This is a genomic window from Fusibacter fontis (assembly GCF_055378735.1).
In genome coordinates this window covers 2,070,410-2,093,313 of the sequence record NZ_AP042445.1, presented here as the reverse complement: position 1 = coordinate 2,093,313, position 22,904 = coordinate 2,070,410, and the positions used below count along the sequence as shown (strand labels likewise).

Below are 22,904 nucleotides of genomic sequence, written 5' to 3'. Positions count from 1 at the left end.
GTTGAAAATTGGTTTAATCCAAATGTTATCATATAAAGATAAAGAATCATCCGTCAAAAAAGCGATTAAGAATATTGAACACCTCGCCAATTTAGGGGCGAAGATGGTGGTGTTGCCTGAGATGTTCAATTGTCCCTATGAGACGAATAAATTTGCTCAATACGCGGAGACAGAGGGCGGTGAAACGTGGACGCTTTTAAGTCTCATGGCACGAGTGAAGAAAATCTACATCGTCGGAGGAACCATTCCTGAGATTGATCCAAATGACGGTGGCAAAATTTATAATACAACGTTTATCTTTGATCCCGAAGGCAAACAAATTGGAAAGCATCGAAAAATTCATCTATATGATATCGATATTGAAAATGGACAGTACTTTAAAGAATCGGAAGCGCTTCATTCAGGTAGTGACGTAACTGTGGTCGATACGATTTACGGAAAGATTGGCGTGGCAGTTTGCTATGATGTGAGATTTCCGGAATTGGCACGCCTTATGGTAGATCAGGGTGCAAAAGTGTTGGTGTATCCAGCGTCATTTAATATGACCACTGGACCCGCTCATTGGGAGCTTCTTTTTAGAATGCGCGCCATCGACAACCAAGTGTTCACAGTTGGATGCGCACCGGCACGAGATTATTCGAGAAGTTATATTTCTTATGGAAATTCAATTGTCGTAGACCCATGGGGAGATATTATTGGAAGATTGGATGAAAATGAAGGTTACCTCATCGGAGATATTGATCTAGATGAGGTAACTCAAGTTCGAGAACAATTGCCGTTGTTAACACATAGACGTGAAGATGTCTATCAGGTTATTCAAGTAAACTCTGCTCATCGATGATTTTAACATTGGCATCAAGTTCGTAAATCAAATCTTTACGTTCAATGATGACCTTGGTTTTTTTCAGTAGTTCTGGTGATGATTTTAAATTGAGTAGCAGTTCTTTAGCAGGATTGATGGCAATGGGGTTTCCTACTCTACAGAGCATGGACAAATCACCATTGGTATCGCCGTATGCGTAACTTTTACTCAAATCGATGTCGTACGCTTGAACCAAAGCATCGATGGCTTTGTTCTTGCTATCCGCATCCCACATGGGAATGACTTCACCCGTGAAATTGCCATCGGAATCAACTAAATAACTGGTACCACGGTACCCGTCAATATCATATTTTTCAGCCATTTTGGACACGAGGAAATCAGGACTCCCTGAGATAAAAAATACCTTGTGTCCTTGTTTTTTGTGCCAAAGGATGCGGTTGCGCGTGTATTTATACACAATATCCCCATTAAGTGCGATGACTTGATGTGAGATAAACTCCAAATCAGCCGCTTTTTTTCCTTTGAGGGCATCGTAGTAAATTTCCACGAGTTTAAGCATATAATCATCGTATTCCCCAACGCGTTTTCGCCATTCGATAAAAGCATCGCGAACGCTTGTATGCCATAGAGCAGGATCGATCACTTCGTATTTGACCATCTTTTTAAAATGCTCAATGAGCAGGGAATTTCTATATAAAGTACCATCTATATCTAAAAATGCGGCAGTATTCATGCTGTCCTCCTTCAATAAGTGTGTCAATTCTAACCTAAAATTGGTTCGATGTGTTCTTATCATTATACCCATGATTTCGTAAAAATCCAGCAAATTTACATTTAATTCACAAGTCGTCATTTGATGGATTAATTTCTTGATTCAATGGGCTTTTTATGGTAATCTGTGTGAGGTTATATTCAATTATTATTTATTATTTTTGGGAGGGTTTACCTGTGGATCAAAATGAAAGAAAAATTTTTACGGCAGATCCGTCTGCACTAGGCCTATTCGGGCTTGCAATGATTACTTTTGTAGCATCTAGTCAAAAACTTGGTTGGACAAGTGGCACATCTTTCCTCGTACCTTGGGCAATTTTCTTAGGAGCGTGTGCACAAATTTATGCTTGCGTAAACGATGCTAAAAAAGGCAATGTATTTGGTGCGACTGCATTTGGCGGTTATGCATTTTTCTGGTTAGCAGTAGCGATGACTTGGATGACAAGCAATGGCGTTTTCGGTAAAGAAATGGCTGCAAATGCGGATATCAAACAATTAGGTTTTGCATTTTTAGGCTATTTAATTTTCTCAATCTACATGACAATTGGTTCGCTTGAAACAAACAAAGTGCTTATGATTATCTTCGTTTTAATTGACTTATTATTCTTAGGTCTTTCACTTAGCACAATTTGGGGTATTGAGGCTGGCCACGTACTTGCAGCTTGGAGCGAATTCTTTATTGCATTATTTGGTTTTTATGGATCTGCAGCAAATGTTTTAAATGCAACATTTGGTCGCGTATTCTTACCAGTTGGAAAACCACTTGGAATCTTTAAAAAATAATCAAATTCAATCTATGAAGCGATGACTATGACAAGTAGCATCGCTTTTTTTTATTCAAATAAAAAAAGAGTGTTGACAAATTTATTAAGGGACAGTAATATTAGGTTAAGCGTTTAACTAAGTTAAATTAGGAGTGTTTGTGATGGTAACAATCAATCAAATCGCCAAACTAGCTGGAGTTTCCATCGCGACTGTTTCAAATGTGATTAACAACAAGCCAGGAAAAATCTCAGATGAAACTAGAGAGCGAGTGCTCCAAATCATTAAAGAAGAAGGCTACATTCCAAACCGCATTGCAAGCTCCATGGTGACGAAGCAAACAAAGACACTTGGACTCATTATTCCTGATATTTCGAATCCATTCTTCCCGGATCTGGCAAGAGGTGTAGAGGATTGTGCAAATGAAAATGACTACACAGTCATTCTTTGCAATTCAGATAACCAACTTGAGAAGGAAGAAACGTATCTTGAGATGCTTCAAGAAAAGATGGTGGATGGCATCATTATCAGTGCATCGAGATCAAGAACCACCGTGAGTCATGAGCTTTTAAATTCAAGAGTACCGATAGTTTCAGTTGACCGAATGATTGCAGAACTCGATGAAGATGCACAAGTGGTGGTCGACAATGAAGAAGGTGTTTTTTCAGCAGTCACTTACCTACTGGAAAAAGGATATCGCAACATCTGTCATTTGTCAGGTCCGATAGAACTCAAAACAGCTAAAGATCGATATAACGGTTTTTTAAGAGCCCATCAGGCAGCTGGGATAGAGCCTATGAAAGACCATCTCTATGCGGGTTCATATACCACAGACTGGGGATACGAGATTTCTAACAAAATCTTAGAGAGCAGAACGGACATCGATTGTTTTATCTGCGGTAATGACTTAATTGCACTTGGCGTTTATCGAACGCTACACGAACGAATCATAAGAGTTCCAGAAGATATAGCCGTGGTAGGCTACGATGATATTTATGTTTCTAGTGTCGTTTCACCAAGCTTGACGACGATTAGACAGCCCAGTTATCAAATGGGTTACCGATCAGCCGAAACCCTTATTTGTAAGATTAAGACAGATCGTTTTAAAAAATATACAACGCCACTCAAAGCAGAGTTGATTATTCGCAACAGCACTCGGTAGGGAGTGGGATACCCTTAAAAATCAAGGGTATCGCGTGAATGGTTAAACGTTTAACCTAAAGTAATAATCCATTGTTTAGAAAGTATATGACGCATTCCATGAACGTATTATGCAGCATCACATCATTTTGTCAAATACCATCACGAATCTGATCAAAGATAGTATGGTTTTGAAATAAACAGTTCTAATCTTGGGGAATTAAACATGTTGTTTTAAACCCAGAAATCCAAGGAGGCAGAAAATGAAGAGAGTTATTAGTATTTTATTAGTAGCAGTATTGATTTTAGCAACACTCAGTGGTTGTACAACAACCAAAGCGGAAGGAACGGAAAGTAGCACGGCAGTAGAAGATTTACCAGCAGCAGATGTTGCTGAGCAAGGCTATGATTTTTATGATGGCGCAATGACTTATGCAGATGCAATTGCAGAACTTGGACCTATTCCGAAATTGGATCAACCGCTTCAATTGGGATATGTTTGCAAAGCGTTTGAAAATGAATTTTGGAGAATGCAAAAAGAAGGTGCTGAGGCAATCGTTGCAGATCTTCAAGACCAAGGTTATGACATTACAATTGACGTTAGAGCAGCTCAAGGCGAATCAGATGAGCAAGGTCAATTAGCTGTATTTAACGATATGATTAATAAAGAATACGATGGTATCCTCGTTTCAGCTATTTCACCAGGTAATCTTGTACCAGGTGCTGAAGAAGCAAATAAAAAAGGCATTGAAATGGTTGTTTCAATGGATGCATTTATGCCACAAATTGAAAGTACAGTTGGCGCATGGCATTACCAAGCAGGTCAATTAGCTGCAGAATATATCAATGAAGCAATTGGCGGCGAAGGTCAAGTAGCGATCATTCAAGGTTTGCCAAAAGCATCTCCAGCGATCTCAAGAACAGAAGGTTTTAAAAAATGGTTTGAAGAAAACAATCCTAAAGTTGAAGTAGTAGCTGTTCAAAACGCTGACTGGGATAGAATGAAAGCAAAAGACGTAACAGATATTTGGTTAAAACAATATCCAGATTTAAAAGGTATTTACGCAAATAACGATACAATGGCAATGGGTGCGCTTGAATCAGCAAGAGCAGCGGATAAAATTGGCAAAATCATCATCGTCGGAACAGATGGGACTTCAGAAGCAAAAACACCCATTGCAGATGGAGAATTAACAGCGACAATTGACTCTTTCCCATATTATATGGCTCAAATTTCTACTGAAATGTTAATTAGAAAACTCGCTGGACAAGATGTTCCTAAAGTAATTTATTCTCCTCAAGTAGTGGTGGATAAAACAAACGTGGATAAAGATGCTCTCGAAATCATGAACTCAGTTGGTTGGGATGGCATGAAGTTCGAAGAATAAAACAGACGATTTCCAAATAGAAGATATAATCAATGTGAATGATCTTACTTTTGAAATGGGCAATGTACCAGATTGCCCATTTCGAAAGATAACCAGAGTCGAGGATGGTAAGTCAATGGAAAATCAAGACAGATATATAAGATTTGAAAACATCACCAAATCATTTTCTGGACAGCGTGCTCTAGAGGACGTGTCATTTGGAATCAAGCGAGGCGAAATCCACGCGATTATGGGAGAAAATGGTGCAGGTAAATCAACCCTTCTGAATATACTTCATGGCGTATTAAAACCAACAGAAGGCCAAGTATACATCGACGATGAAAAAATGGAATTTCATAGTATTCACGATGCCATTCAATTCGGAATTTGCAAGGTTCATCAGGAAATCAGCGTCGTTCCAGAATTAACGGTGTATCAAAATCTCATGCTTGGAAGCGAAGTTTCTAAAATGGGGTTTATGAATAAAAAAGCAATGATTGAAGAAACGGACCGCATCTTAAAACGTTTGGGATGCACCTTCAAAGCAACAGATAAAATCAGTTCGTTAAGCGCGGGACACAAGCAAATGATTCAGATTGCCAAGGCGTTACGTGCCAACGCGAAGATCATTTCATTTGATGAACCAACGGCTTCTTTAAGTAATAATGAGGTTGAGATTCTATTTAAAATTATGAGAGAGCTCAATCAACAAGGCATTACGATTTTATATATCAGTCATAAATTAGATGAAATATTTAAAATGTGCGATCGTGCGTCGATTTTACGAGATGGCAAGTACATCAAGACATTTGATATGAAAGAGACAAGTAAAGAAGATTTGATCAAAAGCATGGTTGGTAGAGATGTCTCTATGTTTGCAAAACGCACGAAACCGTGTTGTGCAAATGAAAAAGAAATTGTATTAAAGGTTGAAGAGTATTCAGGAGAGACATTTTCAAATATCAATTTTGGCCTCAAAAAATCTGAAATTTTAGGATTTTTTGGATTAATTGGTGCTCAGCGAACAGAGCTGATGCGTACGATCTTTGGTGCAGAGTGCGCTACAGGCGGAAAATTATATGTAAAAGGGCAAGTTGTTCAGCATAAAACACCTTATGATGGCATAAAAAATAGAATTGCACTGGTATCTGAAAACAGAAAAGAAGAAGGTTTCATTTATGATTTCAGTAACTCAGATAATATATCGTTGGCATCCCTTGATAAATATTCCGTGAAGGGTTTTGTAAAACGAAAACTTAAAAATGACAATGCAACACAGCAGGGAAGCTATGTAGGCCTCTATCCGAATCAACCGGATTTTTATACCAGAAATTTATCCGGTGGAAATGTTCAAAAGGTGATCCTGGCTAAGTGGTTATCGACGGATGCGGATATTATCATTCTAGATGAACCAACGAAAGGCATTGACGTAGGGGCAAAAACGGAAATTTATCGTTTGATGGAAGAAATCGTTGCTGCAGGTAAGTCCATTATCCTCATTTCTTCAGAACTCACTGAAGTAATGGGCATGAGTGATCGTATCATGGTGATGAATGAAGGCAAAATGGTTGGAGAGGTTTTACGGGAAGATTTTTCTGAAAACAATATATTATCCTTGGCAATTGGAGGTCATTCAAAATGAAAACATTTATAAAACGAAATACGAGAGAACTCAGTATTGTGGTTGCAATCATTGTGATGGGCATCATATTTGGTATTCACAGACCGATTTATCTCTCGGCAAATAATATTCAAGATATTTTTGAACAATCGATTATCTATGGACTCATGGCAATTGGTATGACAGCGGTTATCATAACTGGTGGAATCGATCTTTCTGTTGGTTCTGCGTTGGCACTTGTTTGCGTTATTATATCGAGCGCGGCTGTTGCTGGTGTGCACCCGATGGTGTGTCTATTCATTGGTCTTGGATCAAGTCTACTTCTTGGAGCACTCAACGGTGTTTTAGTGGCAAAACTGAAATTACAACCTTTTATAGCAACTTTGGGTGCGATGTCTGTTTATAGAGGGGTTGCATATTTATTATCAAAAGGATATCCAATTTTAAATGTACCTACAGCCTATCGTGATTTAATCAATGGTTCAGTGGGTGGCGTTATCAAAGTTTCAGCGTTATTCTTTATCGCATTTGCCATTTTTATGTATGTTATCATGACAAAACTAAAGATAGGAACGTATATCTATTCAATTGGTGGAAATGAAGAAGCTGCTCGACTTTCAGGAATTAAGCTCAACAGCGTAAAAATCTTTGTTTATGCCATTGCAATGATCGGAACGGGACTTGCAGCCATGATTCAAGTGGCAAGTTTAGGCACAGGCGATCCAACCACTGGACAGGGATATGAACTCAATGCCATTGCAGCGGTTGCAATTGGTGGTACCAGCATGGCAGGTGGACGTGGAACCGTTGCGGGAACAGTCTTGGGCGCGATTTTATTTGCAGGATTAAGAAACGGTCTTATCGTATCGAATGTAGCGACATTTTGGCAATACGTTGCAACCGGTATTGTGATTATCATAGCGGCTTATATTGAAGTGATTCAAGACAAGGTGTCTAAATGGTTTAAGTCACATAAAAAAACTGAATTAAGTGAAATGGAATCGTGATTATGACAGAAAAAAAAGAAAAGGGCTATGCCGTCGTTTGTGGAAGTCTGAATATGGATCTGGTTTGTAGAGGTCCGAGAATTCCCGTAGCAGGTGAAACCATCTTGGGATACGACTTTACCACAACAACAGGCGGCAAAGGTGGCAATCAAGCAGTTGCCTTATCTAGACTCGGAATACCCACTCATATGATCGGTTGTATTGGACAAGATGCATATGGGGATGAAATTATAAAGGTTTTAAAAGAAAAAAGGGTCAATATTGATGCTGTTAAAAGAGTGGATAAAGCAACAGGTACGGCACATATTATGATTGACGATCATGGTGAAAATAACATCGTCGTCATTCCATCGGCGAACTATACGATGTCGTTGGACCTTGTGATGGAAAGCGAATCACTCATTCAGGGTGCAAGTATTCTCGTATCACAATTAGAAATCAATCTTGAAGCAATTGAGCAGTTTTTTAAACTGGGCAGACAGTATGATATCATGACAGTGCTCAATCCGGCACCAGTGCCACCAGAAGGGCTGAGCGATGAGTTATTATCATTAATCGATTTGTTAACACCGAATGAAACTGAGATGAATCTCTTAACTGGAATAGAAGTTCACGATGCCGATAGTTTTGTAAAAGCGGCTAAAATCCTTCATTCAAAAGGCGTGAAAGGCGTCATCTGTACAATGGGGGCTAAAGGTGCCTATTACAGCGACGGCCATATGATCTTACATGAACCCGCTCACAAAGTAAGAGCAATTGATACGACATGCGCAGGCGATAGCTTCACAGGTGCTGTCCTCGTCAAATTATTGGAAGGCAATTCTATGGGAGATGCGCTCCATTTTGCTTCAAAAGTATCCGCAATCACCGTGATGCGAAAAGGTGCTCAAGAATCCATTCCGTCGAGAGAGGAAGCTGAGCAGTTTCATATGGGTCAAAAATAATCCTCCACTTTTAAAGAGAGAGCCAGTGTATGGGCTCTCTTTTTAATTTGTACAAAAGGTGACATGATCATTAGCAAAGTTGTTTTATTCAAAGGTTGATTTGTTGGTGGTTTTGTTTTATTATTTTAGGGTACCTAAATAATAAGTTGTAAGTCATGTGTGAGACACAACACGTCAATGTGACTCAGTCACAGATAAACGTAGCTTAATCCGTATAATAGAATTAAGATGACTATTTGAGAAAAAAACTAACAGATAAAACGAAGGAGTTCATAATGAGTATTTTACAAATTACCAGTGAAAATTTTGAATCAGAAGTATTAAAATCAGATGTACCCGTTATTTTGGATTTTTGGGCACCATGGTGTGGACCTTGTAAAATGGTAGCGCCAGTACTTGAAGAAGTAGCAAAAGAAGTGGCTGGAAAAGCAAAAGTTGGAAAAATAAATGTTGATGAAGAACAAGAACTTGCAGCAGCATTTAAAGTGATGAGCATCCCAACATTGGTTGTGATGAAAGATGGAAAAATTGCCAACAGTTCTGTCGGTTTTAAACCAAAAGATGCCATATTAGCGATGCTCTAAAGAGCTTCGCTTTTTTTTTAACAGTCTTTGATGAGTCATTGTCCATTCATAAATTGAGCGACATCACTTTTTTAATGAGTAACATCATTTCTTAAATGAGCATCTTAACTAAATTTATCAAATATGGAGCGTACTATGTTAAATGGCTTAGTTGGAACGGAAAGTATTAGTTTTATCATCGTCTTTTTAGAGGGTATCCTCTCGTTTTTTTCGCCTTGTGTGATCCCATTGATACCTGTGTATATCGGTTATTTAGCTGGAAGCACAAATAAGCGCGATGCCAATGGCAACATTTCGTTTGATCGAAAGAAAACGCTATTCAACACCCTGTTTTTCATCTTAGGAGTCTCGTTTTCTTTCTTTATTTTAGGCATCTCATTTACGACAATCGGTGGACTCTTTGCGGATAACAAAATGCTCTTTACACGCATTGGTGGTGTCTTAATCGTTTTAATGGGACTTTTTCAACTTGGCATCTTTGATCTTTCATTTTTACAAAAGGAAAAGAAAATTAACGTCAATTTTATGAAGCGTGAAATGAATCCAATCACAGCGATTTTATTAGGATTTACGTTTAGTTTTTCTTGGACGCCATGTGTAGGACCAGCCCTTTCATCGGTTCTAATCCTCGCATCAGGGGCTTCAACAGCTTTAATGGGTAATCTTCTTGTTTTAGTTTATGCCGTTGGTTTTCTGATTCCATTTATGCTTTTAGGGCTATTCTCAAATCAAGTGTTGAATTTCCTAAAATCTAAGCAAAAATTGATGAAGTACACGATCAAAGTGGGTGGGATTCTCTTAATTCTCATGGGAATTATGGTGTTTACAGGTTGGATGAACGGCGTGTCTAACTATCTGAATTCGTTTACAGGAATAGAACAAACAGCACAAGAAAAGTCAGATACCAGTGGAGAAGCCGTAACTGAGGAAGGTTCAAGCGAAGCGTATACAGAATCGACTTCTGAAGCTAGCACTGAATCCAACACATCCGAAGAACTCCTTCCAGCGATTGATTTTACTTTAACGGATCAATATGGTAATACCCATACACTCTCAGATTACAAAGGCAAAGTGGTATTTTTAAACTTCTGGGCGACATGGTGTCCACCGTGTAAACAAGAAATGCCGGATATTGAAGCGCTCTATAAAGAGTATGGACTCAATGAAGACGAGGTTGTTTTCTTAGGCGTTGCAAATCCTAAAACAGATCAAAATCCTAGTGGATCAGATGGTAGCATAGAAGATATCAAAGCGTTCTTAGAAGACAACCAGTATACGTTCCCAGTGGTGTTTGATGAGACGGGTGATGTTTTATTGGATTACCGAATTTCAGCATTCCCGACGACCTTTATGATCAATAAAGAAGGTAACGTTGTGGGTTATGTACCGGGGATGATGACAAAAGATATTATGATCAACGTGATCGAGCAAGTATTAGATATGTAACAGAGACATTAAAAAAGGAGACGTTCGCGTCTCCTTTGCTTTTTATCTTTAGATGATGGTTAACTTGCCACTTCTTCGGATTCTTCCTCGTTCATCGGTTGATCTTTATAGAGTGTGCGCAAGTATTTGACGATCTCTGTTCCAGCTTTCGACCCTTCATAAACGGCTTTTGAAATTTGAAGGAGTCCCCCTGTGCAGTCGCCTGCAGCGTAAAGTCCTGGAATATTTGTTGACATATTTTCATCGATGACGATGCGATTGTTATTTGTATCTGCGCCGATTTTTTTAGCGAGGGCTGTAGAACCCGCAACGCCAACTGCTACGAAAAGTCCAGCGATGTTAAGTGATGAACCGTCCTTAAATTGAACGTGACTGATGAGTTCGTCACCGTGAATGGCTTCTATTTCTTTGGTAATGACTTGAACTGTCTCAGGAACTGAAGTCGTCATATCCTTACCATTGGTTAAAATCGTCACTGATTTTGAAGTGGCAACGAGTTCCATTGCTTCGTGAACTGCATATTCACCTTCACCTAATACAGCTACATCTTTACCTCGATAGAAAAATGCATCACATACAGCACAGTAGCTGACTCCTTTACCTTCAAAATCCCGAATGCCTTTTATAGAAGGCGTTACGCGTGATGAACCAGTTGCAATCACCACGGTATCTGCTTCGTGCATTTTGTGTTTTGTCGTCACAGTGAGTTTATTCATATATGAAATGCCTAAAACTTCATCGTTGATAAACTGTACCCCTAACCGCTTGGCTTGAGCGATGCCATTTTGAATTAAATCTTTTCCTGAGATAGGATGCTCGAATCCGTAGTAATTTTCGATTTCAGAAGCTTTTCCTAGAGCACCATAATCTTTACCGATAATTGTCGTTTGAATGCCTGCACGTGCAGTATAAAGTGCTGTAGAAACTCCTGCTGGGCCATTGCCAATAATAATCACATTTGCCATCTAAAAAGACCACCTTTCAACGTATCTATTTTCTCATTTTCAAATTTATTATACCAAATGGATGAAAAGCGTTCTGTGACGTAATCACATCCATTATTTTATTCACATCAGTTTCAATATAACACTATCAAATAGTATAAATCAAATCTATTAAGACATTTTTAACACTTTGTAAATCGTTTTATTAGGACTAGCTGATAAAATTTTGACAAATAGGTTATACTGAAGTTATGACAGAGTTGGGAGGAATATATATGGAAGCAATTCGCATAAGAGATTTAAAAATGCGCTACAAAGATTCGGGTGATTATGTGCTAAAAGGGGTTAACTTAGATGTTCAACCGGGGCAAATCGTGGGATACATAGGACCAAATGGTGCAGGAAAGAGCACGACGGTTAAAGTAATGCTGGGAATGATTGAACAGTATGACGGAACAGTTGAGATTATGGGAGAGGATATTCGAAACAATCCAGTGGAACACAAGCGAAAAATTGGGTATGTACCTGAGATTGCGACAATTTATGAAAGTTTGACGGGATTTGAGTACCTTGCGTTTATTGGCGAACTTTACAAACTGAATATGAAGGAAGTCAAAGAAAAAGGCGAGACGTTGTTTGAGTTATTTGGCATCAAAGAGGCCATTGACAACCGAATTTCTTCTTATTCAAAAGGAATGAAACAAAAATTGATGATTATTGCCAGTCTGATTCACAATCCGGACATTCTTTTTTACGATGAACCCATCACAGGACTAGATGCAAACAGCGTGATGGTGTTCAATGAAATCATGAAACAACTCGCACAAAAGGGGAAGACGATTTTCTATTCGTCTCATATCATGGAAGTAGTAGAAAAAATCAGCGATCGCATCATCGTGCTCAATAACGGCGTCGTCGTTGCAGATGGGCATTTTAAAGAGCTTCAACAAGCGAGCCACGAGGAGTCTCTTCAAGAAATTTTCAACCAGTTAACGGGCTTTAGTCAACATGAAGAAATCGCAACTCAATTTGTTGCTGTGGTGGAGGGCATCCATGACTAAAGACTTTTTACTGATTCGGTTTTTAAGGAAATTTGAGAAGTTGTTTAGTCGATCTAAGATCGATTTTGATGTGCTTTTGGCAATCCTTAAACTTAAACTCACCATGGACGATCGGAAAACGTACAATTTGTCGCCAGAATCCAGTGGGAAAAAGAAACTACAAGGAACAAAAGCAGCACTTCTCATGCAAGCCATTGTCGGTCTGTTTATGGGTATTGTGATGTTTATACCATCAGACTTATTTTTCAAAGTCTCAATCGTTTTCTCTATGAATTTCTTTTTTATGATCATGTATATGCTTTCGGATTTTTCCAATGTCCTTTTAGATATACGAGATAAGAACATCATTATGACGAAACCTGTGAATAGTGAAACTATGAATGCGGCAAAACTCATCCACATTACGTATTATATGTTTTTGATGTTTGCAGCACTGAATATTTCAAGTATCGTTATAGGTACGGTTAAGCACGGCGCATTATTTTTGTTAGCTTACGTGTTTGTCATGGTCTTTTTATCCTTGTTCATCATTTTCTTGACGACCATCCTCTATTCATTTATTCTAGAGCGGTTTAATGGAGAAAAACTCAAAGACATCATCAATGTATTTCAGATTATCTTGTCAGTGGTCACCATCATTTCTTACCAATTTATGGGGAGAATTTTTGAATTCATTGATTTTACAATTCAGTATCAAATAAAGTGGTATACGTACTTATTGCCACCAGCTTGGTTTGCGGGATTCTTCAAACTATTTGTGGAAGGTGATTTTTCAAGACCTTTCATTATTATGTCGATTTTGGCATTTCTCGTGCCAATCTTGCTTGGAATCTTCTTAATGAAGCGCATTCTACCGAACTTTGAAAATTATTTATCGAGTTTACAAATTGAAAGTGGATTGTTTATCCGAAAAGATACGTTAAGTGCCAGGGTCAAAGAATGGATTTTTAAAATCATTGCACGCGATCATATTGAACGTGCCTTCGTTCGATTTACACACTTTAATCTCAGTCGTGATCGACGTTTAAAACTCATGATCTATCCGAATTTTATTATGGGATTGATATTTCCGGTGATTATGTTGTTCTCAATTTTTACAGCAACTGACAATATATCGGAAGCATTTTCGAATTTGCAAGGCTCTATGACGTATACAGTGATGTATTTTGCCGTGATTTTTGCCTTGAGCAATTACGAGTTTATCAAGTACAGTGAACACGCAGAAGCATCCTTTATCTATAAGAGTTTTCCAATTGACAATTATCAAGCGCTCATAAAAGGATCGATGAAAGCCTATTATTTAAAATATGGTCTTCCGATTCTTGTGATTATGAGTGTCGTGTTTGGCATCTTATGCGGTGTGGAATCCATATTAGGACTTGTACTGATTAATGTCATTAGCATTTTCATGTGCTTTGTGAGGATTAACTTTTTCCCAGTAGAACTTCCTTTTTCACGTGTGATTGGTACAACTTCTGAAAAAAACCTCGCTTCTACACTTATGAACTTTGTGATAATTGGTGCATTTGCTGCATTTCACAACTTTTTCATCAAACATTCTCCTATTTTGACCATTTTTACTATGTGCTTATTAGTGGGCTTTATGGTGATTTATCCAAAAGTACGACCTTCAAAAGGCGCTAAGGTGATTTCATAATTTATGATAAATCACTGTTCAATGTACCAAAATTCATGTAAAATAGAGTCATGAGTTGTTAGGAGGCAGTATGGCAGAGAATATTTTAAAAGTTCAAATCGAGCAGACTGAAGACTTACCTTTTTCGGAAGAAGCCATTTTTAAAGCAGTTGCTGAAAATTTAGATCGAATCAACACGGAGTCGAACGAAGCTTGTTTACTTGTAACCGGTCCAATGGCTATGATCTTATATTGGGAAGGCGATAAAGTGATTGTAGAACGCGTCATGAGATCTGAATCGTTAAAAGATGCGTTATAGCAATAAAATAAATAAAGCTCTTACCAATGATGGTAGGAGCTTTTTTAATAAATCCTTTTGATCCATCCGATTAATAGCCAAAATGACCATCAATGAAGATGACGTGGATGCGGTCTTTATTACGCTGAAAACCGATCGTGGTATAGGCGCAGCAGATTCTCGCAGGTGATTTACAATCCGCACAGCTACTTGTGGTGGCGCATGGTGTGGCCATGTTGAGACGGACACAGTTTGTAGGCGCTGCGATTTCACGATTTCTGAGTTTGGCTTCATCTAGGTTTTTAACGATTTTATTGAGACCAGCAACTACGATGACGCGATCGGGTCCGTAAATCATAGCAGCCACTCGATTGCCTGAACCATCGACATTATAGAGTTCACCTTGTTCAGTGATGGCGTTTGAACTACAAAGGTAGGCATCCGCTGTAAAAGCTTTTCGGTGAATGGTTTTTAAATCATCTGCAGACAAACCGGGTGCATATCGATCGTAAAAGACGTAATCCGACTGACGAATCCAGTCAAGAAGACCTGTTTCAAAGAGTGTTTGAGAGCCACCAACAGCAATTGTCGATTGAGTCGGAATCAGTGTTTGAATTAGAGATTTTAAAGCGTCTATAGAGTCTACGTAATAGCCATTCATGTTGTTTTTCTTTAGATTTTCTATGACGCGACTGACTTTGATCTGTTGAATCTTTTGTAGATTTGGATCTACTGGATTTGAGTGAATCATAAAGCCTCCTTAATGGTTGAGCGCTATACTTCGCATTGCTAAATATTGTATAAATACAGTTTACTCGTAGTTAACTTGTTTGACAACTGAAAGATAGGGTTTTGAGACTCAAAAATTTTACAAATTAGATATGATTTAGAAGATATTGTAAGTTATAATGGATAATATATTTGAAGACAACGACAATAAAAATAGATAAGGTGTGAGCATATGAAAAAATGTACAAATTGCAACAAAAATGTGGCAATGATGAGAACGGCTAAAATTGAAAATGGAAAAACCGTTTACATGGATCTTTGTCTGGAATGTGCACAAAAAATGGGCTATCCAGTTATGGATGAAATCATGAATCAAATCAACCTGTCTCCTGAGGAAATGGACAATCTCTCTAAACAGATGAACAAATTGTTCCAAAATATGGATCATGATGAAGACAACCCTTTGATGAATTTCATGACATTTGGCGAAAATGAAGATTCTTATGGCGAAGATGAAGACGATGATGATGATCATGACCATGATCTGCTTGAAGAGTATAGCGATGAAGATGGAGAAGATGACGAACAATCAAGTCATGAACATTCAAATCATGAACATTCAAATCGTGGTTTTGATTTCTTTATGCCGAGAAATGAGTTTGATAGCTATGATTTTACATCAGATACTGGTAGTGATCAAAAATCAAAAGGACGTTCAAACGACAATAAAAATAGCAAAAAACTGAAACTAAAAACACTCAGCAAATATGGAACCAATCTCATTGAAAAAGCGAAAGCAGGCGAAATTGACCGCATCATCGGTCGTAATCGCGAAATCGACCGCGTGGTTCAGATTCTCAACAGACGTAGTAAAAACAATCCGCTCTTGCTAGGTGAACCAGGTGTTGGTAAGACTGCGATTGCAGAAGGATTAGCTGTGAGAATCGTAGAGAAACAAGTACCTGAAAAATTACTCGATACTGAAATCTATCTATTGGATATGACCGCTATAGTCGCTGGAACGCAGTTTAGAGGACAGTTTGAGGGACGTATGAAATCCATCATTACTGAAGCTTCAAAACATGGCAACATCATCCTCGTAATCGACGAAGTGCATAACATTATGGGCGCTGGAGAGGTTCATGGTGGCGTGATGAACGCTGCGAATATCTTAAAACCAGCACTTGCTAGAGGCGAAGTTCAGATCATTGGTGCGACAACCCTCGATGAGTATCGTAAGCATATTGAAAAAGATGCGGCTCTAGAAAGACGATTCCAACCGGTTGTGGTAGATGAACCTTCCATTGGAGATAGTATTGAGATCTTAATGGGCATAAAAGATTATTATGAATCGTATCATAAAGTCATCATTAGCGATGATGTCATCGAAGCTGCAGTCAAACTTTCGGAAAGATATATCACCGATCGATTTTTGCCGGATAAAGCAATCGATGTCATCGATGAAGCTGGTTCGCGTGCAAACTTAAAAAATCATGGTTTAGTTGAGCTAAAAGCGCTTAAAGAAGATTTACAAAAAGTTGAAGCGAAACGCGCAGAGGCCGTTGAAGCAGAAGATTTTGAAAAATCGGCAGATTTACAAGTGGAAATTTTAAGAATGACTGACCGCATTGAAGCGCTTGAAAGTACAAGTCAAACGGTTGAACTCACTGTGGAAGACGTGGCTTACGTGATTGAAGCGTGGACCAAAATTCCAGTGAACCGCATCACGGAAGAAGAAGCTGAAAAACTCATTGAGCTTGAACATCGATTACACCGACGTGTCATTGGGCAACAATCGGCAATTGAAGCCATCTCAAAAGCAGTTCGAAGAAATCGATCGGGATTCCGTAAGAAAAGAAAACCGTCGTCGTTCATCTTTGTAGGACCAACGGGCGTTGGAAAAACAGAGTTGGCGAGAAGTCTTGCAGAGGAATTGTTTGGAACTGAAGATGCGATTATACGTGTCGATATGTCTGAATACATGGAAAAACATACCGTATCAAAATTGATTGGTGCGCCTCCGGGATATGTAGGCTATGAACAAGGTGGACAACTTACCGAAAAGGTGCGACGCAAACCGTATTCCGTCATCTTATTAGATGAAATCGAAAAAGCACACACAGACGTTTTCAATATTTTACTTCAAATTTTAGAAGATGGTCGATTAACAGATGGTCAAGGAAGAACCGTTTTCTTTGAAAATACAGTGATTATCATGACATCAAATGTTGGGACGAATATTAAAACATCTGGAATTGGGTTCGGAAGTGAATCACAGATTCGCATGGAAAATACCATTCGTGAAATGCTTCGCGAAACATTTAGACCAGAGTTTCTCAATCGTATTGATGACATCATTGTATTTAAGCCACTTTCAAAAGATGAGCTTAGACAAATTGTGGATTTACAACTTGCAGAAGTATCTGGTGAAGTCAAAGAAAAGAAAATGGCACTTGAAGTATCTGACGACGTCAAATCGCTGATTTTATCAGAAGGATTTGATGAAAAGTATGGAGCACGTCCACTTAGAAGAACTATCCAAAGATTAATTGAGGACGAAATTGCTGAATTGTACATTCGCAAGCTCATCAAAGAAGGCAACTTACTCAAGGCAATACTTGAAAACAATCATGTAAAAATCTCAGTTGCTGAAAATGAAGTGTTAGAACATTAAAATGAAATAGATCTTATTGAAAAACGCATCCTCTACTTCCCGTAGTGCGAATGCGTTTTTTTTTGTAGTTTTTTTACGAATAAGATGGAGCCGACAATTGTATGAGTTTAAATACACGTTGACAAAAAAAAGACACATGATAGAATAAATATCGAGATGATAGACTGACTATCAAGCGGGACGAAATAAGCTTGATGCGTTCTGAATAAAGACATATAGACTAGATAAAGCATAACTTAGAAAAAGCATAACCTAGATAAAGCATAGCACTGAAAAGTAGAGCATAGATTAGACAATTGATAGAAGTAGGTACAACTGGATACAATTACAAGCTGAAATTAAGAAAGGATTCGTTTATATGAGCATGGATTTAAAAGATAAACGTAAGCAAGAAGTGGAACAGCTGAAGGAAGGTCGAAAAGAAGAAGTGGTTTTAGCTGCCATTGAAGTGTTTAAAGAAAAAGGCATCGACAACACGAAGATGACAGATGTTGCGAAAGAAGCGCAAATTGGCGTGGCTTCCGTCTATCGATACTTCAAAACGAAACTGGATTTGACCATCGCAGTGGCGATGATGGTATGGCAGCAAGAAATCAACGCTTTATATAAGCAATATGAAGAGGCTTCACAACAAGCCGAAACGGGTTGGCTTGGCGTTAAGCAGATCTTGTCTGTATTTATTGAATTATACGATGCACATCCAGACTTTTTAAAGTTTGTCCACGAATTCGACGTGTATCTAGTGAGAGAACAGGCTGATAGCGAAAAACTCGAGTGCTATGAAAAATGCATCGTCGACTTGAAGTCCATGTTGATTCAAGCCATAGAAAGAGGTATCCGCGATGGCAGTATTCGCTCAGACCTCGATCCTGAAAGCTACTATTATACAGCGACACATGCCCTGATGAGTTTAGCGCAAAAATTGCTATTAAGAGGGCATATTCTTAAAAGTGATGCAAATATAAGCGATCATCAGCAACTTGAAATGTTGATTGATATGTCACTTCATTATCTTAAATAAATGGCTCGACCATTGACATGGCTCGACCATTGACATGGCTCAACCATCCACTTGATTCAACCATCCACTTGATTCGAACGATATGAATAAAAAGAAAGAGGCGTCCATCATGGAAAAATCTAAAATGATCTTCAATAATAGAATACCTGAAAAGGTCTATCGAAAAGCAGTGCGTTCAAAAAAGAAACACCTGAAAAAATTTGGTGATGATACACAAAAACAGTATCCCCTTACCTCTGAGCCACTTTCGTCTATGGCACCTTTTATTCCCATTCAAAACATCACCATCGCAGCAAATGGAAAGGGAAATTTGTCATTAGACCCTAAAAAAGACATCATCATCGGAAATATCCGCATGGGATTTGGACATTATCGAATTTCCATGGCAATCGCATCCGCAGCTCACGCCATGGGATATACGCCTTATTGGTTTGACCTACATGCCTATCAAGAAACAACAGGTGGAAAAGTCATTGCACATCTCAATCAACTCTATTCCATGGGTTCGAGATGGTCGCAAAAATATCCACTATTCAATAAATACTATTGGGAACCACTGAATTCAGAAGGTTTTAGAAAGCTCAGCTACAATGCCATGGATCAAAAAGTCGCTGAACTCATGGTGCCTGTGTATGGTGAGATTCCGAAGGATATGCCATTTATTGCGACACATGTATGGCCTTCTCAAGCAGCTGTTCACGCGGGTGTCAAGCGCGTAGTCAATGTGATTCCAGACAACTGGCCAATGGCGCTACATCTTTCAGAAGGTGCCATCCATACGGTTCAGACACCTTCAGCATATTTAGGATATAAGACACTTAAAGGAATGGACGGCAAGAAAATCCTTCATCCGATGCCAGAAAATGCACTATATGATACAGGGCACTACATCGATCACGAGCTAGTGGCGAATTTACCTGTAGATTGTGAAAAACGTCTCAAGCGAATTCAAAACGGAGAAGCAAAGCGTATCCTGTTAACAGTTGGTGGTGCTGGGGCGCAGCGAGAAATCTTCGCAGACATCATCAAGAGTTTATTACCTCTTGTTGATGACAATAAAATCGTTTTATATATCAATGTAGGCGATCATAAAGGCGTTTGGGATGGACTTTGTGAAGACATCAAATCACTTAAAAGTCGCTCAGAACTTTATTTTAATCAGTGGGATAAAACAGCTAAATTTGCTGAAATAGCAAATGAATCGTCTGAAGTGACAGGCATTCACGCATTTTATCATTCCAATATTTTTGAAGCCGTATATGCATCCAATTTACTCATGCGTTCGACAGATCTTCTGATCACAAAACCAAGTGAATTGGCATTTTATCCGGTGCCGAAACTCATGATTAAGCGCGTTGGAGGCCATGAAGCATGGGGCGCGATACGCGCTGCTGAAATCGGAGATGGCACCATTGAATGTGAATCCACTGCACTTTCATTGCAAATGTTGGACGAGATTATTCACAGCCCATCCCTTTTAGAAAAAATGGTTCATCACATCCTGAAAGCCAATGAAATCGGTACCTATAATGGCGCATATGAAGTGGTAAAATTGGCAACGCAAAGACAGTTATAGACCATAAACGTGTGCAAGATCTCAATACACGGCGTTACCCCAGTGAAGGAGGAACTATGAAAATAAACTGGAACGATGGTTGGTATTTCAGCCCAAGTTTTCAAGACGTTTCACATACAAACCTAGTTGAAAATATGGTAAAGGTGCGAATTCCGCATACTGTGGCAGTTACCGACTTTCATTATTTTACAGAGCATGAATATCAGATGTTAGCGGGATACAAGAAACTCTTTTCAGCACCTGATGAATGGAACGGCAAAACGGTTCAGATCACTTTTCAGGGGGTAGCGCATGAAGCCACGGTCTATTTGAACGGCGTAGAACTCCTAACGCATTCTGGAGGCTATACCGCATTTACCGTAGACTTGTCCCAGAATCTCAGATGGAATGAAGAAAACGTCCTCGTAGTGAAAGCCAATAGTTCTGAATCGTTGAACATACCACCGTTTGGATATGTCGTTGACTATATGACCTATGGTGGGATGTACCGTGAAGTGGTGCTGGAAGTGAAGCCACATATACACATTAAAGATGTGTTTCTATTCTCAAAAGAGGTCCTGTCGGATGCGCCTGTATTGGTAGCAGAGACAACACTTAGTGAGGCGTGTCTTGGTCAATCCATGAAGCTGCGTTATGAAGTGATCGGACCGAATCAAGAGTGGTTACTAGATGAAACCAAGACCATTCAAGTAAAAGAGCTCAACCTGAGCGAGACGTTTAAGCTATCAAAAGTGCTATTGTGGACACTGGAAAATCCAACAATCTACGATGTAAAAGTAACTTTAGAGGTGCTGCAGTCCCCTTCAATTCAACAAGAAAAGGACTGCTACCAAACCAGATTTGGATTTCGTGAAGGAACGTTCAAAGCAGATGGATTTTATCTCAACGGTCAACCGCTTAAACTCAGAGGACTCAATCGCCATCAAAGCTATCCTTATGTGGGATATGCCATGCCAAAGCGACCTCAAGTGCTCGATGTACACATATTAAAGCACGAACTGGGGATGAATGCGGTTAGAACGTCACATTATCCACAGTCTCAACACTTTATGGACGCATGTGATGAGATGGGATTGTTGGTATTTACAGAAATTCCAGGTTGGCAGCACATTGGGGATGAACAATGGAAACAAGTGGCACTACAGCAGGTTCGCGAAATGGTGCTGCAATATCGCAATCACCCTTCCATTATCCTGTGGGGGGTGCGCATTAACGAATCCAAAGACGACGATGCCTTTTATATAAAAGCAAACGAAATTGCACATCAACTCGATCCGTCTCGTCAGACAGGTGGCGTCAGATGCATTCGAAAAAGTCATTTATACGAAGACGTGTATACCTTCAACGATTTTTCATTTAACGGAAGTACAAAGGGAATTGCTCCGAAACGCGACGTGACACCGGACGTTTCAAAAGCCTACCTCGTCTCAGAATACAATGGTCACATGTTCCCAACAAAGAGTTTTGATCCGGAAGCACACCGCACTGAGCATGCAAGACGGCATGCGGTCGTGGTGGATGCGCTTTATGGTGGAGAAGGCGTTGCCGGTGGATTTGGCTGGTGTCTCTTTGACTATAACACCCATAAAGACTTTGGTAGTGGCGATCGAATCTGTTATCACGGCGTGCTGGATATGTTTAGAAATCATAAACTCGCAGCATCTGTGTATAGTAGTCAATCCGATCATCGCCCGATTTTATGCGCGAGCTCAGATATGGCGATAGGAGATTTTCCAGAAGGTGGCATCGGAAGTGTCTACGTTTTTTCAAACGCAGATGAGATCAAACTCTATAAAAATGACGCATATGTCAAAACATTTCAGCCGGCTAGAGGTCAATTTCCTCATATGCCACACCCACCATTTGTACTCGATGACTTCATCGGAGAACTCATGGAAAAGCGGGAAGGATTCAGTCATCATGTGTCAGAAACAATCAAATCCGTGTTAATGGCAGCATCGACATATGGTCAGTCGAAATTGCCACTTAAATATAAGCTTCGAGCACTTAAATTGATGATGTTTCATGGGATGAATTTCACGAAAGCCGAGCAGTTGTTTTATGACTATGTAGGCAATTGGGGCGGTGCAGCTACGGAATATCGAATTGAGGCGATTAAAAACGGTCAAGTGGTAAAAAGTGTCCGAAAAAAACCAACACAGTCCGTGCTGTTGGCAGTGGATTCAGATACGACCAGATTAATAGAAGGCGACACGTATGATGTAGCCACCATTCGCATCCGAGCGACAAATGAAGAGGGCGAAGGGCTTGCATACTTCACTGAACCCGTGAGTTTAGAGGTAGAAGGTCCACTTGAACTCATCGGTCCAGCCACAGTTCCAATGCGTGGCGGTATGTGTGGTACCTATGTGCGCACAACCGGAGTCGCTGGTCGTGGATCGCTCATCATTCGCTGCGGCAAACTGGTTCAAAAAATGGATTATCACATCGAAAAGTAAATACAGGAACGGATGATTGCAATTAAAATTAGGGGAGGAAT

The 22,904-nt window shown here is 39.4% G+C and carries 19 protein-coding genes; 16 read left to right on the top strand and 3 right to left on the bottom strand.

Annotated features, from left to right (window positions below; translation table 11 throughout):
• The first annotated feature begins 22 nt into the window (after positions 1 to 22).
• Positions 23 to 841 (top strand): carbon-nitrogen hydrolase family protein, encoded by an 819-nt coding sequence (locus ACZ41W_RS09490; protein WP_464314285.1) that lies wholly within the window; start codon positions 23 to 25, stop codon positions 839 to 841.
• Here ACZ41W_RS09490 and ACZ41W_RS09485 read toward each other — a convergent pair.
• Positions 813 to 1,556, bottom strand: a complete 744-nt coding sequence (locus ACZ41W_RS09485; protein ID WP_464311737.1) for an HAD-IB family hydrolase — start codon at positions 1,554 to 1,556, stop codon at positions 813 to 815. The genes ACZ41W_RS09490 and ACZ41W_RS09485 overlap by 29 nt on opposite strands.
• Positions 1,557 to 1,771: 215 nt before the next feature.
• Between ACZ41W_RS09485 and ACZ41W_RS09480 the strand changes: the two genes are divergently transcribed.
• From ACZ41W_RS09480 to ACZ41W_RS09445, 8 genes are all read left to right on the top strand, one after another.
• Positions 1,772 to 2,377: an acetate uptake transporter gene (locus ACZ41W_RS09480; RefSeq protein WP_464311736.1), complete on the top strand. Its 606-nt coding sequence runs from the start codon at positions 1,772 to 1,774 to the stop codon at positions 2,375 to 2,377.
• 142 nt (positions 2,378 to 2,519) lie between these two features.
• Entirely contained in the window at positions 2,520 to 3,518 is a 999-nt protein-coding gene (locus ACZ41W_RS09475; protein WP_464311735.1) for a LacI family DNA-binding transcriptional regulator, read from the top strand.
• 241 nt (positions 3,519 to 3,759) lie between these two features.
• Positions 3,760 to 4,884 (top strand): sugar ABC transporter substrate-binding protein, encoded by a 1,125-nt coding sequence (locus ACZ41W_RS09470; RefSeq protein WP_464311734.1) that lies wholly within the window; start codon positions 3,760 to 3,762, stop codon positions 4,882 to 4,884.
• Positions 4,885 to 4,999: 115 nt separating this feature from the next.
• A complete protein-coding gene (locus tag ACZ41W_RS09465; RefSeq protein ID WP_464311733.1) occupies positions 5,000 to 6,505 on the top strand; it encodes a sugar ABC transporter ATP-binding protein in 1,506 nt (501 codons plus the stop codon).
• The gene (locus ACZ41W_RS09460; protein WP_464311732.1) at positions 6,502 to 7,491 is read left to right on the top strand and encodes an ABC transporter permease; all 990 of its coding nucleotides are present in this window, start codon (positions 6,502 to 6,504) and stop codon (positions 7,489 to 7,491) included. Before ACZ41W_RS09465 ends, ACZ41W_RS09460 begins: the two co-directional genes overlap by 4 nt.
• Positions 7,492 to 7,493: 2 nt before the next feature.
• Complete coding sequence (gene rbsK, locus ACZ41W_RS09455; RefSeq protein WP_464311731.1) at positions 7,494 to 8,435, top strand: ribokinase; 942 nt, start codon at positions 7,494 to 7,496, stop codon at positions 8,433 to 8,435.
• A gap of 275 nt (positions 8,436 to 8,710) precedes the next feature.
• Positions 8,711 to 9,019 (top strand): thioredoxin, encoded by a 309-nt coding sequence (gene trxA / locus ACZ41W_RS09450; protein WP_464311730.1) that lies wholly within the window; start codon positions 8,711 to 8,713, stop codon positions 9,017 to 9,019.
• Between the two features lie 135 nt (positions 9,020 to 9,154).
• Positions 9,155 to 10,465 carry a redoxin domain-containing protein gene (locus tag ACZ41W_RS09445; protein ID WP_464311729.1) on the top strand — a complete coding sequence of 437 codons (1,311 nt, stop codon included), beginning with the start codon at positions 9,155 to 9,157 and terminating at the stop codon, positions 10,463 to 10,465.
• 59 nt (positions 10,466 to 10,524) lie between these two features.
• Here ACZ41W_RS09445 and ACZ41W_RS09440 read toward each other — a convergent pair whose 3' ends face one another.
• Positions 10,525 to 11,430: an NAD(P)/FAD-dependent oxidoreductase gene (locus ACZ41W_RS09440; RefSeq protein WP_464311728.1), complete on the bottom strand. Its 906-nt coding sequence runs from the start codon at positions 11,428 to 11,430 to the stop codon at positions 10,525 to 10,527.
• Positions 11,431 to 11,684: 254 nt separating this feature from the next.
• Between ACZ41W_RS09440 and ACZ41W_RS09435 the strand changes: the two genes are divergently transcribed.
• From ACZ41W_RS09435 to ACZ41W_RS09425, 3 genes are all read left to right on the top strand, one after another.
• Complete coding sequence (locus tag ACZ41W_RS09435) at positions 11,685 to 12,470, top strand: ABC transporter ATP-binding protein (protein ID WP_464311727.1); 786 nt, start codon at positions 11,685 to 11,687, stop codon at positions 12,468 to 12,470.
• Complete coding sequence (locus ACZ41W_RS09430; protein ID WP_464311726.1) at positions 12,463 to 14,127, top strand: hypothetical protein; 1,665 nt, start codon at positions 12,463 to 12,465, stop codon at positions 14,125 to 14,127. Before ACZ41W_RS09435 ends, ACZ41W_RS09430 begins: the two co-directional genes overlap by 8 nt.
• 70 nt (positions 14,128 to 14,197) lie before the next feature.
• Complete coding sequence (locus ACZ41W_RS09425; protein WP_464311725.1) at positions 14,198 to 14,425, top strand: hypothetical protein; 228 nt, start codon at positions 14,198 to 14,200, stop codon at positions 14,423 to 14,425.
• Positions 14,426 to 14,495: 70 nt separating this feature from the next.
• On the opposite strand, the gene ACZ41W_RS09420 is transcribed toward ACZ41W_RS09425, so the two are convergent.
• Complete coding sequence (locus ACZ41W_RS09420) at positions 14,496 to 15,155, bottom strand: lactate utilization protein (RefSeq protein WP_464311724.1); 660 nt, start codon at positions 15,153 to 15,155, stop codon at positions 14,496 to 14,498.
• A gap of 210 nt (positions 15,156 to 15,365) precedes the next feature.
• Between ACZ41W_RS09420 and ACZ41W_RS09415 the strand changes: the two genes are divergently transcribed.
• The 4 genes from ACZ41W_RS09415 to ACZ41W_RS09400 all read left to right on the top strand — a co-directional run bounded on the left by ACZ41W_RS09415 (position 15,366) and on the right by ACZ41W_RS09400 (position 22,863).
• Positions 15,366 to 17,807, top strand: a complete 2,442-nt coding sequence (locus ACZ41W_RS09415) for an ATP-dependent Clp protease ATP-binding subunit (RefSeq protein WP_464311723.1) — start codon at positions 15,366 to 15,368, stop codon at positions 17,805 to 17,807.
• 358 nt (positions 17,808 to 18,165) lie between these two features.
• Positions 18,166 to 18,828 carry a TetR/AcrR family transcriptional regulator gene (locus tag ACZ41W_RS09410; RefSeq protein WP_464311722.1) on the top strand — a complete coding sequence of 221 codons (663 nt, stop codon included), beginning with the start codon at positions 18,166 to 18,168 and terminating at the stop codon, positions 18,826 to 18,828.
• Positions 18,829 to 18,937: 109 nt separating this feature from the next.
• Positions 18,938 to 20,404, top strand: coding sequence for a DUF6937 domain-containing protein (locus ACZ41W_RS09405; protein WP_464311721.1), 1,467 nt, complete (start codon positions 18,938 to 18,940; stop codon positions 20,402 to 20,404).
• 56 nt (positions 20,405 to 20,460) lie between these two features.
• Positions 20,461 to 22,863 (top strand): glycoside hydrolase family 2 protein, encoded by a 2,403-nt coding sequence (locus tag ACZ41W_RS09400; RefSeq protein ID WP_464311720.1) that lies wholly within the window; start codon positions 20,461 to 20,463, stop codon positions 22,861 to 22,863.
• The last annotated feature ends 41 nt before the right edge of the window (positions 22,864 to 22,904 follow it).